This is a genomic window from Pseudoalteromonas sp. ATL1 (assembly GCF_058933015.1).
The window spans coordinates 1,684,416-1,702,574 of sequence record NZ_JBZYXL010000001.1 but is presented as its reverse complement, the minus strand read 5'-3'; the positions used below and the strand labels follow the sequence as shown (position 1 = coordinate 1,702,574).

2 protein-coding genes and 1 pseudogene are annotated in these 18,159 nt (G+C 44.6%); all 3 read right to left on the bottom strand.

Annotated features, from left to right (window positions below):
• Nucleotides 1-54: 54 nt before the first annotated feature.
• Nucleotides 55-290: pseudogene (locus AC5FX4_RS07600) on the bottom strand (transposase family protein); the annotation flags it as partial.
• A 116-nt stretch (nucleotides 291-406) separates the two neighbouring features.
• Entirely contained in the window at nucleotides 407-1,168 is a 762-nt protein-coding gene (locus AC5FX4_RS07595; protein ID WP_493605834.1) for a hypothetical protein, read from the bottom strand.
• Between the two features lie 51 nt (nucleotides 1,169-1,219).
• Nucleotides 1,220-18,085, bottom strand: coding sequence for a putative Ig domain-containing protein (locus AC5FX4_RS07590; RefSeq protein ID WP_493605833.1), 16,866 nt, complete (start codon nucleotides 18,083-18,085; stop codon nucleotides 1,220-1,222).
• Nucleotides 18,086-18,159: the final 74 nt, after the last annotated feature.

Here is an 18,159-nt window from a genome sequence, read left to right as displayed (position 1 = left end):
AGGCATCGGCTTTTCATCAATCGCAAAGCTTTGAGTGCCTGCCCTTCATAATTATTCTGCTACCACAGCTTTGAGGATCCGAGCGATGGTATGGCGCTTTGGAATCCCGTTTTTAAATGGCCGATACTGCCGCAACCAATCTTCCTTCGACTCGCCATAGAGCTGAATATCTTGCCAACCTTCAGCACCTGTCATGATGGCACTAATAACAAGGAAAACGACATCAACTAAGTCGTGCTTTTGTTAATATCAGAGCGACTTTCTTCTACAACTGTAAGGTGTTCATTCAGATTCGCGCCTAGCAATGGGATTGTCGCTATTTGATCATAAGTGCGATCCCGCCCTAGGGGCTAACGTCCCCTGTCTCTTGTTAAGGGAAGTGGACATTAGAAACTGCGCCTTGATTTCAAAATTTAATCGAGTCTTTAAATTTAAAAATGCAACAAAGCAATAGATCCAACAAAGCTGGAGCAATAGAGATACGAATAAATTGCGGAAGGATCAGAATTACAATAACAGCACTAGCAAGTCCATATACATCAGTGCCAACGACAGCCATCCATATCATTAATGCGATCCCAGACAATAATGCAATATTCCGTACTGTTGCTAGGGACTTGCTTGATTCTAAACGCACCTCATTTGAAAAAAATCCATTCTCCCAAAAAGCAGTCTTTTTCAGAAATTGAAGCTTTTTACTGAGCTCATACACTTCTAAATATTGGCCCCGAGTAACAGAAAACTCATTGTACTTAGATAGTTTTCCTTGCGTAATTAATGTGCGCTTAAAGTCTTGCCAATAAACAAAGCGCATAAAGTATATACTCGAGTACACTATCAGAATAAAAATAAAAGCAGCACATAAAAATAGCCAGCCATTAAAATAGAAAACTTGAAGCGGATAACTAACGAACCCGGCACAAAAGAATAACTCAAGGAAAAAACGCCAAAATACAATTAGTTTAGACACCGTTTTTAGATAAAAAACACATCCAAATACTGCATAACCAACAAAGTATAAGTAGTATTCTTCCAACAAAAAGTACACTGAACTATTTGGGCTTAAATCTGTGTATGCAATACATGCCAACCACAAAAAAAATAACAACCCAGTCCTTGTTAATATTTGAACCCCAAATCCATTCTCATTATAACTATTGTAATACATTAAAAACCTTCAAAAAAACGCCTCTAGTTAGAGGCGTTTATACTATTAAAATCAAAAAACGTCTTTAAGTTTGTTTCTAGTCCAATCACCACCCCATTCGTCAAACACATGCTCTCCAAATAGGTAGCCTGCAACGAATCCTGCCGCTACGCCAGCTGCGACAACAGGCGCCCCCACGGTTACACCTGCAATCGTCGCTAAACCAACCACTGCCGTGGTTGCAAGTCCACCTACAGCACCAGAAAACCCGCCTTTAACTGTGTCCACTGTGGCATCTATAGCGAAATCTGACGACAAGAACTCTTTTTGGTCATTGAATGTATATTCAATAGCCGTTCCCACTGGCCCCAGTTTCACTCCTATCGCACCACCTCCTTTTAATGCATTGGCAAGAATACCCGTTTTGACCATCGCGTTGGCTGTATTTGGAATCGTTCTGGCTACTTGGTTCGGGTTAACACCCGGCTTTTGATTTCCGTCCAGTACAACCATATTATTTCCCAAGCTAAATACGTCAGCACCTCGATTAGCAAGTGCGCCTATCCCATGAGCCCTAGCATCTTTTATGTCTTTTGCTAAGTAACCCCAAGCAGGAAGTAGCTGAGCTGCACCGATAGGAGTAACAGATTGGCTACTGTATTCTATATAGCGCTCGAACAACGACGGAACTTTTGGTCTAGGTTCTTGAGGTCCATTAGGATCTTTAGGTTCTGTGGGATCAACCGGGTCAACCAAAGTCACTTCTACAGGTTTATCACCGCCCAACAACCACCTGCTTTTAGCTAATGTTTCTTGAACACTAAACATCTGCTGCTGATGCCTATATGTCATATCAGCTAACTCTGTCGCATACTTCTGAGTCATTGCATTAGAGCGTTCGGCAACTTCTAAACTTCGCGCTCGCCATTTAGCCATATCAGCTTCATTTTGGCCGTTCAGACGTGCTAACTCAGCATCTAATTTAGACTGCGTCGTTGCATCCAACTCAGTTGCCATTTGAGCTTGTGCATTCTCAAGGGTTTCATTAAGTTGAGCATCAAGTTTAGCATTCAGCTTTTTGTTTACTTGCTGGTTTAACTTGGCCGACATTTCATCCAGCTTAGCTTGTCTTTCAATGTCTGATTGTGACGGCTTGCTGATCCCTTGAACTATACTGTTACCCAGCGCATTGCCAAATGCATCAACGGCGACATTACCAAAATTCCAACTCGCTTGGTTACCAAATAGCTTATCGGCACCATAGTTCACAGCCGAGTTCAGAATGCCATTGATAGGGTTCAGTGAGCCTTGGCCTGCTTGGCCTGCATCTATACCAATACCGGATGTTAAGGCTGACGCAGCCACATTGCCCCATCTGAAGCTAGCGTCGTTACCCACCAGCTTATTTGCAGCTACTGAACTGATAGACGCTGTTGCGCCCATCACGGCGCGACCTTGCCAAGATAAGTTCTTCAGCTTAGTCATTGCATTGACTGACTCAGAACCTTGGTTTGCCCAACTCGCACCTTGTAAGTACTGTCCTACGCCCGCACTCGCACCCGCAGTTAAACCGGACGCTAACGCATTTTTAAGCGAGAAACTGTCAATTGCGCCAATCGCTTTGCCCACACCTTGCGAAATGACCGACCCCATAAAGCCACCCACCGCAGCTGCGCCAATTCCCGCAACGGCTCCCGCTATAGCTACGCCGCCTATGGTCGCGCCCGTGACGGTTGCGCCACCAAGAACAGCCATGCCCGTAGCCATAGTACCAGACACACCAGCTACAGCCCCGCCCATCGCAGCAACTGCGGCACCCGCTGTCACAATAGTGGCGACGACCGCTACCGCGATCATAATGATCGATGCAACCGCATTACAGCCTGCTTGCGGCGGTGGCGGCACATATGGCATTGATGGATCGGTGTTGCCGATCACTTCACCTAAGTTAATTGGCTTAAAGCTATCATGACTGTTAAAGGAGTTTGCTCTTGATGGTATATCAAGCGTCACGCCTTGCACTAAGTCTGAACCAGCACCTAAACCATTCATATCGGCAATTATGTACCATAGGTCTTCATTACCGTAATACAGCTTAGCAATACCTTTTAATGTATCGCCTGACTGTACTTGGTGTCTCGCCATAACGGTAGAACTGCGACTGTCTGGTGCACTAAAATGCTGCTCTTTAATCGAGTTGGTACCCGACTTGTTGATTTCACCAAGGTAATTGCCACTGCTGTATAAATAGTAGCTGCCCGTTTCACGACCTAGATACGTTGTATCTTCTTTAAAGCCAACATTTTTTGCGACCGTGGTTTGCCAATCAATCACCTCGCCCGTATACGGGTTGTAATAGGTACGCGTGGTATTTAAATCTGCCGCGCTAAGCAACCTTGTTTGCTTACCCGTCACTTTTGAAATGATCTTGCCTTCCGCATCGTAGCGCATATAGCGCGCATTAACGTCTTTATCGCCTTTATAACGATCATCGGTTATGTGCTCTTCTATGCGTGTACGATTGCCGTTCACATCGTAGGTTGAGCGCGTTTCTGCATCTTGTAGATTTTGGCTGTCTTTGTGTGATGCATCACCGCGTCCTGTTGTTAGCTGTTCTAAGTAAGTATCTCGCGCTTCATATTGCTTATTGAAGCGATGGATCAACTGAGTGACACCCGAAGGTAGATCACTCTTTTGATAATAGGCATAAGACTTCACCATGCCCGCACCATCATAGACATAATTTTGCGTTATAGACTGTACTTTTAAGCTCGATTCAGTCCACGGCTCAGACGCATAAATGACGCGAGAACCACCGCCTCCAAATTCAGGCACGTATGACTTTAATTGATCTTTGATATTAAGCTTGAGTGCTTTTTCTTGCACCCAAGTGACTTCACCCGCTGCGTTGTAGCGCGTTTCTGTGTGGTGTTTAATCGCACCACCATAATTAACTGACGCCCCATAGCCTGGATCGCCACCTCGCCCTTCGATGTAAATATAAACCGATGAGTTAGCACCATAGTACTCTCGCTTATCGGTTACACGACCCATAGCATCGTATTCAAACTTACTACTTGAAGTCCAATTAGCATGAGTTGGCGAGTTTGCAAGTGTGGCACGTGAGCCATACAAATCGATGTCGCCCTTGTTCAAATAGCTATCTACAAATGCAACTTGGCCCCAACTATTATATATGAACTGCTCCGCACCTCGATTATTGGCAGAGATAAGCAACGACTGCTGCCCCACTTTGTTATATCCGATGAACTGGCCTTGTGTGCGTGTCGTGATTGTTCCGCTTACTAAGCTACCACCGTCATGTACCACTCGGTTGTTGCCATCATAAGTGAACCAATATTCTTTCACACTGCCATCATTTGAAGTGGCCGAGCTAGTAGCGGTTGCAGTGGTGCTCGCCAAGCTGGCCGTTTGCAGCTCATTATGCGGTGCTAATTTAGCTTCACCTGCCGATACAAGCTCAGGCGATGCCGACAATGAACGCGCCGCCATCATCGGCTCTGGTGCAAAAAACGGCTCTCTGTCTCTTGGATCAAACTCATTCGGCTCGACGTTCAAATAGAGCTTAGTCGTCGCTGTTAACCCTTTAGGATCTTTCGCTGTGATGGTAATGGTAAAATTGCCCATCCTGTTCGATGTGCCACTTAGTCTATTACCGCTAAAGCTCATCCCTGAAGGAAGACCAGTTGCGGAGTATGTCAGCGTATCACCATCTGGGTCGGTAAATGCGTTGCTCGGCACGGTATAACTCATGTATCTACCTTGAAACGCAAACGCATTAAGCGAACGATTAGCAACTGGCGCACGATTGCTCGCTGTTGCGCTGGTCACTGTGATTGTCTTGGTAACCCAGCCACTCCACGCACCATCATCGTCTTTAACGCGCACTTTAACCCACTGGCTACCCGTTGTAAGGCCTTTAATTGTGACTCGGTTACCACTGCCACTTAAGCTTAACCCTGAAGAACGTTGCCATTCGTACTGCTGCACAGAGCCATCTGTATCACTACCTGTTGCTGTAACTGTGATACTGCTTCCACTTTTAACCGAGCTTGCAGCACTCAGTGTCACGGTTGGGGCTTTGTTAGGTACAACATTCGCAATGGTTAACGTAAACTCTCGAGACGCAGAGAGTTTGGTCGACTTCTGCTCTGTCGCTGTTACCACAACCTTATAAGTGCCACTGGTTGTGTAACCCGGTGTGCCACTGAGTACACCCGATGAGCTAAAACTCAAACCTGCTGGTTTTGAAACAAGCTCATACACCCAAGTGCCACCCGCTGCTGCCGTTTCTGTCGATGGCACAGCTTCTAAGCTTTGAATTCTTGATGTCGATTCTAGCTGCAAGAAGCGATCTCTTGGGTCAATCGGATCTGGCCTAAAGACGCGCTTGTAGAACTTCGCCGTATAGGTCAGTGCATCGCCATCTGGGTCTTTAAATTTAGACGCCACATTGTGAGAGAATGCGCTGCCTTCAGACGCTGATTTATTGTCAATACTGCCTGTTGGCGCTCGGTTAGGGGTTTGCGTATCACGCACGATCACACTGTATGTTCTTGTGCCGTAGGTAATATTGCGTTTTAGCTCTGGATCAAACTCACTCACCGTTAATGTGAAAGTATACGCGCCAGAGCGGCCTGCCGTTGCATTAGGGCTAAGTACAATGTACTTCTTATCGCTCGATACCGAAGCCCAAGACGGAGCACCACTCAAGCTTTTATTGATCAAGCTATGTGTGCCACCAAATGAAGCAATATCAATACGATGTGTTTGCCCTTCATTTAAGGTGATGTAATCAACATTTTTCACACTTAACGTGAAGGTCGTGCTGACTTTGATACTACTGTTATTTTTATCAGTGGCATAAACGGTGATTCTATGGCTACCGCCTGTTCCATCTTTCAATGCACCTGAGCTTGAAATCACCCCTGTAGTCGAGTTAATTGTTACCCCACTTGGCAATCCTGTTGCGCTGAAGGTTAATACTCGGCTCGTTGTATCAGGCGTGAAATAACCAGAGACATTGTACGACAAGGTTTGCCCTTCTTCCGCTTGCTTTGTCGGGATCGCTGATGCCGTGATCGGTGGTTTAACATTTTGCACTGTCAGGGTGATTTGCGCCGTTGCGCGGTTTGGTGTGCCGCGTTCAGACTCTACCGCTGTTACATCAACTCGATATGTGCCCGATGCTGAGCTACCCAGCTGACCTTGTAAGTGCCCTGCACTATTAAAAGAGATCCCCTGTGGAGGACTAACCACCACCCAGCGACGCACCAGATTCGGTTCCATTCTATCTTTTGATATATCAACCCATTGCTCTTGGTAGAAGGTTGCCGTGTAAGTGAGCTTATCGTTATCCGGATTAGTGAAATATTTCTTCAGATCTCCATTTGTACTGCTAAGTGATTGCCCCTCTTTAAATGTCAAAGTGCCGTTCTTAGCTGTCAAAGGTTGGTTGGCAACTTTGGTATCAGGTACCAAAATATGATACTCGTAGTCGCCAAGCTTTATTTCTTTCCTGAGTTCAGGCTCATACATGTATTTTGCATATTTAACAATATAAGCTGCCTGCCTACCATCAGAAGCGCTTGGCGTTATCACTAACACATTAGAGCTGTTAATTTGCGCAAAGCTAGGCCCACTGGTTTTTCGTATACGAATTAGGTTGTCAGTGCCAAGACTGATTTCTTTTCGTGTTTCTTCACCAACCGTCACTACAGGCGTATCCGTGATCCGTAAGCTAAACGTTTGTTCACGGCGGATAGCACTATTATTCTTGTCGGTGACCACCACTTTAACACTGTAGGTGTTGGCCGTTGAGTATCCTGGGGTGCCACTAATCACACCCGTGCTACTGTTGTAACTTACCCCTGAAGGCAGACCCGTAACCGTGAACTTCAACTGACGTGAACTTGAGTCCGCAATGAAGTAACTAGCCAAGCTAATGTTAACTGACACGCCCTCTTTACTGGTGTGCGTAGAAATTGGCTTAATCTCAATTGGTGCTACCACATTACTGATATTCAGCTGAATTTCACCCGAGAACGTGCTCGCTGGTGTTTTACTCTTATCTGTTGCAACAACATCAACTCGATAAATCCCCGCAGACTCATACGATGGGGTGCCTGTCAGTTTACCTGTTGAACTAAACGATACGCCCTGCGGCTTATCTATTGCCACCCACTTGCTTGGGTTGGCAGAGTCTTGCTTGTAAAACTTGGCTGTATACTGCAGGTTGGGGATTTGCAAGGCTTCGAAAAAGCTAGCAACATCACCCGTACTATCAGTGAACGCCGTATTTTCAGCCGTGCTGATCGTACCGTAGAACTTGTAAGATGGGTCAACTGACAAGTCTCCAACAATACCATTTTCAACTTTCATACTACGTCGGTTGCCTACCGCGTCGTAGCGGTATGTGACACGAGATAGAATTTTGCCTTCTACCCAGTTTGGCTCACCCGTCGTATTGGTGTTGTTGTACTCTTTGGTTTGCGTCAGCGTTATGCGACCATGGCTATCGTATTGTGTCGTTGTCTCATGACGGATAACGCGTTGTAAGTCATCCCAAGACTGACGTAACTCAAGCGTTCTTCTACCGGCTTTATCATACTCGAAGTACACATAAGCGTCTGTCGCTTCATCACTGATACTCTTCAACCAACCATTTTCATAGTAGGTATATCTAATATCTTGACCGTAATCATTTTGTTTTCTGATCAGGCGGCCAATATCTGTTCTCGTCGTGTTACCACCTACATCGGTTAACGAGCTAACGCTATTGCTCGCCCCCCAACTTCTACCGTAAGTATACGAGAAACCTTTCCCACCCAAATCATTACCAGATTGCAAGTTACCAAAGTCATCGTAAACACGGCTGTTTTTGTGCTTATCAGGTGCAGAGCTGCTATACAAATTGGCATAAGTTTCAAACTTTTGTGCCCCTTCGCTGTTGTATCCATACAACTTTTCTCGGCCCATTTCATCTCGTGCGTATGTCACATTACCGTACACATCAAATTTATATGACTTTACGCCACCCATTGCATCACGTTCATGCGTGCGGTTACCTAGCTCGTCATATTCATAAGAGTTATTGACACGATATTGACCTGCTTGGTTATTGATAACACCAAATTGGCCTGTTTCTGTGACTCTATCCACTTTGTCGTAGCTGGTTGTAAAGGTTCTATTTTCAGCATCTTTGGTGAGTACTTTGCGGCCAAAAATATCGTACTTGTACTGAGTCTGGTTATTTTCCCCATCTTGATAAATGACTTGGTTTCCTCGCCCATCAAACTTAAACGTTTGCTTGTGGTTGTTGCCATCTATCTTTTGTACCAAGTTACCATTTTCATCATAATGATAAATGTTCACTGGGGTAGTGCTACTGGTTTGGCCATTTTCAGCAGTTACAGCAACAAGCGGCAATATTTCTTTCACCACTTTGTTATCATGGTTGTATTGTGCTTGCGTGATAAAGCCTTTTGCATCTTTAAGCTCAATCACATTGCCCCAACGGTCATACTTTTGCTCAAGTTGTGGTCTAATACGCACACCTTTTTGCGTAAAGTAAGGCTGCTTAATTAACACTGCATTACCCAGCGCATCACGCTCAATATCGGTCAGGCCATTGAGGGCATGAACCGTGCTCGTTAACCGACCGGCTTTATCATAACCATGCGTTTTTAGAACACCGTCACCTTTGGTGGTTTTCCAAAGTTGTCCTTCTTTGTTGTAAACATATACACCATCTTTATCGCGTTTTACTTCACCAAATGCGTTGTAATAGGTGTACCAAGTATGCTTGCTAACATCTTGAGTCCCTGTGTTCTGGCCAATCGTTTTGTGGCTAATTTGGCCATTACGATCATAACGGTACTTGATAAAACGCGCCTTAGCGTCATCGTTACCATTATGCGGTAGGCGCCATTCTGCAAAAGCCGTTGCCGTAGTTTGGCCATTTTTGCTACTAAACGAGCGTGTTTGAATTTTAGCGCTATCAGAAGACAAATAGCTGGCATGCAGAGTTATCACTGCAGTGGTATGCCCTTGCGCACCATCATCTGGCCAAAAGTCAAAAATGCGACCGCTTAATTTACCCGATGCTTCATCAAATGAAATACCGGCTGGTAAACCTCTTTGCTCACTCGATGAACCTCGGTATTTTCCATAAGAATCATAGTGGTATAAACGATATGTAAACGAGTATGACTCATTCTCATGGTTCCATTCGTTATATGCTTGACGTGTTTCTTCCAACTGGCCTAACGCATTGTATTTATGTAACGTTTTGTTGCCCAGAGCATCGTACTCAGCAATTAGCTGTCCTCGACTGTTGTATTCATGGCGAGTCAGCCTATCATGTGGACTACTTGGTGGTGCAGAAATGTCTGAAGTTGTGGTATTGAGCGACCCTCTATTTGCGTACTCTTTACGTCTCACTAAGTTACCAAACACATCGTAGCCCAGCTCTGTAACTTGTCGCCCTGTCGCGGTACTCACTGCACCACTTAAACTCTTACTCAAATCAAGTGATGTTGTTGAAACAGAGGCGGTCGCCGTGTTGATCAAGCGCCCAACTGCATCATATTCCCACGCTTGCACATCTGCTGTTGGCAAAGAGAGATTATTCACATTTGAGGTGTTTTCTGCGCTTACTTGTGCTTGAACTGTATTACCCAATTTGTCGTACTTGTAAGCAGTGATCAAATTATTGCGAGTTTGCAGGTTCATGCCTGATGTAAACTCTGCCACTTTAACATTTGAACGTACTTCAAACGTCACTCGACCCATGTTGTCGTAATGATATTCTACAACTCGATTTTGTCCGTATGTATCATTTCCTGCGGTACCATTTGGGATTGAGTTTTCGTTGATAGTACCTGTAAGTGCAACTGCGTACTCGGTTTGGGTATGAACTTGACCAAATGCATTATACGCCACTTTAGTTAAGTACTTGCCAGCATCGACAGAGGCAACTTTCTGCCCAAGCTCATTGTAATAACTATAACTTGTTAGCGCTGTATAGCCCGCTGTAGAGAAGCTACCAGATAATAGTTGCTCCCGCTTAACTTCTTGACCAAACGCGTTATAGGCATACTGAGTACTTTGGTTGCCGATATTAACGAGTACTTTTCTACCCAGTGCGTCATAGCGGGTATCAATACGTCTATCGTTGGTTGATGAAACGTTGAGATTGGCAGAGTTACCAGACTTAATATTGCCGCTTGCATCTACCAGATCTGATAAAACAAGGGCTCGATTTGGCTGCCATGTGGTTTCATCCGCATACTTAATCAGTGTAACTAGCTGGCCCAGAGCATTGTAACGCTTCTCTGAAACATTGCCTTCGCCATCGATTTCAAAACGCACATTACCGACATTGTCGTACACTTTAATTTGCGTAATGCCACCCTTGGTTGAACTGACCGCTCTGCCAAGTGCATCGTATTGTGTAGTCGCTTCGGTTGCTGGTGCATTGGTTGTTGCACTTTGACGCATAGAAATTTGACGGCCAGCATTGTCATATCCAAAGTAAGTAACCGCTTTTGGCACACCGCTGATCCAAGCGTTATTTCTTTGACCACCTTCAGTGATTGAAATAACGTTACCTAAACCATCATAGGCAAAAGCCTTTGTAACACTGACATTGGTCACATCACTTAAGTTGCCGTTAGACCAATTGTAAATCGTGCGGGCAGGGCCTCGTTCATACGCTAAACGACCAGCATTGTCGTAATCGTATTGCCATGTCGCCCCATTTTGATTGGTGTAACTGGCTTTCAAGCCATTATCGTAATAGGTGTAAGACTCGGTGGTGCCATCGGCGTGACGTTGCCATGTTACCCGGCCCATTGCATCATGCTCAGTACTGGTGATCCGTGCACCACTAATCACATTATTACTGTAGTGTGCCTTTAATTCAGAGTACTGTAGCTTACCTGCGGTGAAATTCGCTTTTAATGATGACTCATCATTAATCGATGTTTTGTACTTAACTGTGCTAATGACATCGTTTACCTCGTTATATCGATGCTCAATAACGTAACCTTTGGCATCTATATTGAATCGTAATCGACCCGCATCATCATAATATAAGTGATTAACTCTGTCGTTTGCAGAAGCAACGGCCTTTGCCAACGCACTGGCTTCATTCGTCACTTCGCTATAGTTAACCGTATTGGCGTAGGCTACTGTTTTGATAAGCTGCCCAGCTTTGTCATAAACACTTTCTTTAATGCTGGCTTTGTTGCCTTCGAGTAGCGTTAACGTGAAACGAGCACGGCCATTGGCATCAAATACGGTCTTCACTTTACTGTCAGCGTATACTGGGCCTACTTTGCTCAGTTCTGAAGGCGCTAAGCTACCCGACGCTAGTTTTTGCTGCTGACTTTGATTGAGTGGCGCTACTTTTTGTCCCCACTGAATTAATTCGTTAACACGGCCTTGGGCATCGTACTGCCACTGTGTGACTCCACCTTCTGCATTGATATGTAATGACTTTCTGCCATTGACGTCATACGCTGTGCGCTCTGTGACATACTCTGAGCTATGCCCCTTAATACGAGACACAATTGTACTGTGTTGACTGGTTAAAAAGTCCGCAAGTGAACGTTCATTTGACACAGCTTGTGCATTGATCAGATGAAGCGTATTAACCGCACTGGAGCTGGCTATCAACTGACCATTAGCATTGTAATCAAACTGCTTAACACTACCGTATAGATGTACTTTGTTGGTTACACTGCTTGAAGGTACTAGTGCGGCAGAACTCACTTCGGATGCTGATACCGACATGATCGACGTTGGCGGGTCCACAGGCTCAACCACAATAGGTTCACCACCAAAACTCGCCTGCTCAACCGCAGCGGCTCTGGTACTCACAAACTCATGCGTAACCTGTCCCGCTTCGTTGTAGACGTAATAAGTAACTTTTTGATTGTCGATACCAATCGAGGTGTTTCTATTGTTCTTAACACCGCTACCTAATGATTCAGCTTTAACAATCAAATTGTCATTTGCGTCATATTGATATTGAGTCGTGCTGTTACCAGTTTGCTTAACGCTCAAACGGCCTAATGCATCATAGGTATACTTTGTTGAAATTGCCTTCGCGCCGACACCTTTGATTTCCTCCAGTGCACGACCATCCGAATCATAGCGATATGCAATTTGGCTCTGTAGTTTATTGCCTTGACGCACAACCACAGAAAGCGCTCGACCTGCCCCATCCAATTCGGTTGTGGTTGTCTGTAAGGTACCAGATGTTATGGTACCTCCACTGACGACAGTATTTAAGCGCTGAGTTTTAATGATTTGACCACCATGTTTTGCATAAGCAAACTCGGTGCTAATTCCCAGTCCATCAGGGTCAACAATGGTTGCTTTAACACGGCCAACTGCGTCGTATTGGGTTTCAATTTGTTTGCCATTCGCATCAACCGTGCTCACCAAGCGATTTTCTTTGTCATAATCGTTTAGTGATTGCACCGTGCCATTTGATATAGCTTTAGTAAGATTGCCATTGTGATCGTAATGATACAGCGTCTCACTCACTGATTTACCGTCTTTATCAAAATAAGTCACAGATGCCGTTTTGCCCAACGCATTGCGAATTGTTTTGACTGAACTACTATCCGGCTGTATGACTTTTACGCTGTTTTGCTGCTCGTCATATTCATAGCGCGTTACGTGCCCTAACCCATTTGTGACAGATAAAACGCGGCCAAGCATGTCATATCGCGTCACTACTTCTCTTGTTGTGCCAGCGACAACTTGCGTCGTGGTGACAACTCGACCGATATTGTCTTGTGCCGTATTTAGCTCATGTTTTGTGGAAATAACCTTTTGGTTTGCATCGGTCGTGGTAACAACACGGCCAAACGCATCATAGTCTTTGACTATCGTTTGTGTAACGCCACCCGCACTGCGTGTGGTTGTTTCAAGCAAACCTCTTTCATCATAATCAAAGCTGGTGTGTGTTGTCGTTAATCCAGCCGTACCTTTTGCTTTGTCGGCCGCACTTAAATGTGTTTTCTGAGTTTCTTTAATTAACTGTGCGAACGCGTTATAGGTAAAGGACTTTTCATATCCTTGCGCATCAACTTGGCGTTCCACCTGACCTCTTTGATCAAACTCAACACTGTCACGATATGAACTACCGCCACCAACCAACGCATTCAAATGCGCAGCGACAGTTTGTCCATTAGTGACTTTATTGGTGATCAACCCGCCTTTTAGGCCCGCTTGAGTTATTTGAGCTTCACTTAATTGAGTGTGATAACGAACTACATCAGTACGCTCATTAAAGGCATTATAGATATACTGTTTTACTTGCCCTTGAGCATCGATTTCAAAACGTGTATTGCCCTGAGCATCATAGTAATAAAGCGTTTTTGCACCTTCTTTGTCGGTGTACGACTGCACATTGCCCAGCACATCATATTGAGTGTGATCACCCTGCGCTGTAAACATGCCATCAAAGCGCTCTCGTTTAACCGCCCCCGTTTCATAACCACGATTTTCTAGTTGAGTTTGCGTTAAGTCTGTCAGCGAGACTTGGCCAATTCTACCTGAGCCCCTGACCAACATAGCATTGACATTCTTAATGTCATTATCGGGTTCTACAGATTGCAGGTCGGCAACTAAATCACGTGTGATTGAATACCAATTTCCATCGGTTGTACTTGGTGGCAAAGCAATGTGTGCATACTGGCCACCTAGTGATGATCCGTGTGTACCCGGCGTGTAGGTTAAATATCGATGACCTTTGTTTGTGTCTACACTGATGTACACCGTGTACCCTTCAGTGTATTTCATGTCCCAGCTGATGGTTTTATCCAGTGCATCCCAAGGCGCTAAATTGGGGTTTTGTAAGCGATAACCATTGTTAGTAGCATCACCTTTGAGCTCTACGACTTCCCCACCATATTGCTCATCATACACAGCCGTCATGGTTGCCCCTGCCGGTGTTGGGTCATAAACATCCCAACGCTCAGTATCAACCGGATAATTTAAGTTATTGCCTAGTAACTGATTACCATCCAGCGAAGCAACTTGACGACCGAGCAAATCATATTGATAACGCGTACTACTTAACTCATTACGAGAGCGCATTTTAAAGTTATCAACGTAGACTTCAGTACCTACAGCGCCTGGGCGAGGGTTGTTATAAAATCGCAGGCGTGCCGCACCACTCCAATCTTGGCTTGATACTTTGATTGACGCTGCTTCATGTGGCTTATTTTTTGGGTGTACTGTCAATATCGTATGATCTTGATCAGTTTCCCACTTCACAACGTAAGTGGTATTTGCTTCAATAGACAGCAGTTTTTCACGGCTGCCAGCTTTACCATCTCTGACAACATCCGAGTAAATCGCATTGCCATCAAAATAAACTGCGTGGCGGTCAAGTGAGTTGTCTGACCAAGAGCCTGAGTTATCAATACCGCCATAGAAATAAAGCCCATTTAGGCTCTCACCCGTTGTAACCTCTAAGCTTGTTGTAACATTATCTTTAAAATCAAAAGTTTGTTTAGATACTAAACTTGGCCATTCGCTTTTTTCACTGTTGAGTCGTTGGAAACGAACACGTTTATCAACAACATCGATGGATGTTGCTGAGCCGTTTGAAATGGTAAATGCGTTTGATACATTGGTATCAAAATCATCGCTGCTATAAACTGATTTTGCATCTCTAGCCGATGCAGAGTCGAACGTTTGCTGATGTATGAGGTTACCCATCTCATCATAGCTGTACTTCAACAATGAACCATCTGTGTTCGTTTGCGTTTCAACTTGACCCGTTGCCGTATATGTCCAGCTGACGGTCGTTTTTCCACCACTTGGCAACGTGATAGGTGAGCCGATTGGATGGTTTGCAATTTGCTTATGGTAGCGTGTTTGCGACGATTTCAATCCATCTAGATTATAAGTGTATGTCGTCAGTGCGCCATCAGCAGACAAGGCGGCTGTTAATCGGCCTTGGCCATCATAAAAGTTATGGCTAATTCTGTCTTTGCTCGATTCTGCTATTGAACCTGGTGTACCGGTATTAAAATAGCGACGCTGTGCAATTTCGTTACCCGCTTGATCATAGTAATAGCGTGTCGTGTAACCCGCACCATCTGTCTTATACTCCAATTGGCCGCTGGCATTGTACGCCATTTTTGTGCTTTGAGACGCAGCAGCCGCTCTTTCGTCATTCAGTCCAGATAAGCGTACTTCACCTACTTTACCAGAACCGCGTACTAAGAAAGCATTAATGTTAGTAATGGTTACGTTTGGCTCAACAGCAGATAGATCCGCTTGCAGGTCTCGCGTGATGGTTTGCCACTGCCCATTCGTTGTGGTCGTAGATAAATAATGCTTTGCATACTCGCCACTCAAGTGCGGAGCACTATCACCCGCGTAATAGGTAATATAACGATGTCCGGATGTGGTATTGACACTAACAAAGATGGTATAGGACTCAGCATATTTCATATCCCAAGAAATCGTGCGGTTATCCGATTGCCAATTTGCAGATGTGGTGTTTCTTAAGCGATAACCATTAGACGTGCCACTCCCTTTAAGCACCATGACTTGCCCGCCGTATTCAGCGTCTTGCTCTGGCGTCATCGTGGCCCCAGCCGGATCAGCATCATATACCTGCCAATCACTCGCAACGACTGGGCTATTGAATGCCTGATATGCCACATTACCCAATGGGTCATTGTAGCTTTTTTGCTCTACTAATTGACCTTTGTCATTGTAAATATATTGAGTAACGTACCCCTTACCATCAATTTCATACTCTGTTTGGCCAGCCGCGTTGTACAAAGTACGCGTACTTCTATTATCAACATTTGTCTCACGCGCGCTCATGTCAACCATTAACTGAGCTAATGTTTTAGTCACTTGACCATTGCTATTAAGCCAACTGGCTGTGCTGATCTGCTGTGCATACTGTTTAGTACCTGTCAGTCTACCCGCTGTATCATAGTCAAAACGCGTAATTGATCCTGTGTTACTTACTGTCGCAACTTTTAAGCCCGCAGGATCGTAGAATATATAGCTGCGAGCACCCTGTGCATCTTGTTTTGCGACGAGTCGACCCTGTGAGTCACGGTAAAAGCGCTCAATACCTAAGGTACTGTCAGCCAGCGATGTACCACTTGCTGACGAAACAAGTGCACCCGTTTTGTCGTAATTTTGCGTTTGCCACAGGCCATTGGCGTATTGCGTCGCGATACGTCGGTTTGCATCATCATAGGTAAATATCGTTTGTGCTTTATTTGCATCCGTTTTAGTCAGCACTCGGCCTAAGCCGTCATAACTATATATTGTGGTGTAGTCTTCTGGCGCTGAGGTTTGCACACCACGGGCCGTCGTTTCTTGCAGTAACTTACCCTGTGCATCATACACATACTTGGTTGAACTCGTTTCACTAACGATGCCCCCCTCGGTCGTTGTATATCGCGTTACAAGGTTTAGCTGGCCTCTAAAGTCATAACCATAAGTGCTTTTTTGCTGTTGACTTTGATCTAATGTCGATACGAATTGTTCCAAAGCTGAGAGCGACAAATTACTACTCGTGTACTGCGCCTTGGTATAGACATGCTGGCTAGTGCGTTGTCCTAAACTATTGTAACGATATTCAACAAGCCCATTTTGAGCATTCACGCTAAAGCGTAACCGCTGCTTCGCATCGTAAACAAAGTGAGAAATGTCATCGCCAACTTGCTCTTCAATGACTTGGTTTGCCGCATTATGCTTGCGAATGACGCTCACACCATCCGCATTCGTTTGTTTGGTTAGGTTACCTTTGGCATCGTAGCTGTACGACGTAATATTACCCACACCATCTGTGATGTGTTTCAGTCTTCCAGCACTATCGTAACTATAATTCTGCTGAATAACTTGGTTGTCACCAATTCGCTTAGTACTCACTAAGCGCTTTTGGCTATCAAAGAAATAATCTACATGATTATTGCCGATACTGACTCGAGTATGCGTTGCGCTTAAATATTTGTACTCAGTAAGATTACCTTCTCCATCTGTCAGTGTTTTAACTCTGTAATCACCATTATGACTTTCATAGGCAATCGTGAGCGCCGTGCCGTCAGACTGTTTTATCGTTTCAACACGCTTACTGGTTCCGTGATAGGTATACTTGGTTTCGTAAACCTTACCGTCAGTAATACTATTATCATCGGGCGTCAAATCGACTTTTACTGAAGACAATCGTTTTTGCGAATCATATCCATAATAGACATGAGTATTAGGTGTGTTATTGCCTTGCGCGAAACTCAGCTTTTCCAATAAGCCTTGTGCATTGTAAATTAAGTCGGCTTTTTCTGTGCCTGTCGACGTGGTTGTTAGGATACTTGTAACACGAGTTCCTGAGTACTGTATGCTGGTTTTATGATTGTTGTTATCTGAAATAGTAGTCAGCTTACCAGACGAATTATAATGCTCAGAAATTGTTGAGTCGTCTTGCTTATAAATAGCGCTGCCATCTGTATTAAACTTTAACGTATCATCAGCCCCAGAACCTGATTTGCTGACATATAAGCCTCGAGCAGAGTCATACGAAAATACTTGTTCATAACCATCAGCGGTTGTTCTAACCACCTTACTGCCAGCTTGGTTCGTTTGGCCCTCAAGCTTTATTTGTTTTAAAAAGCCCAAACGCCATTGGTCATTATTATCACCATCGAAGTTACCTAAACTGTTGTAAGTTCTAACAACACCTAGTCCAAGGCCAAGACCTTCTAACTGTTCATCTTTTCCTTGTATAAGCAAGTTACCCGTTGCAGCGTTAACAAAAACACTCTCATTAGATTGACCAAGCGCAGCACCACTTGATTGCTTGCCTAACTGAGACGATAAACTATTAAATAAACCCAATCCATCGTTAGAGATCACAGTACTCATTCTTTAAACCTCATTTCTTTTTATTCTTTGCCTATATACCTCTTCCTGACTTTTCGAAAAATGTTTAATAAAAA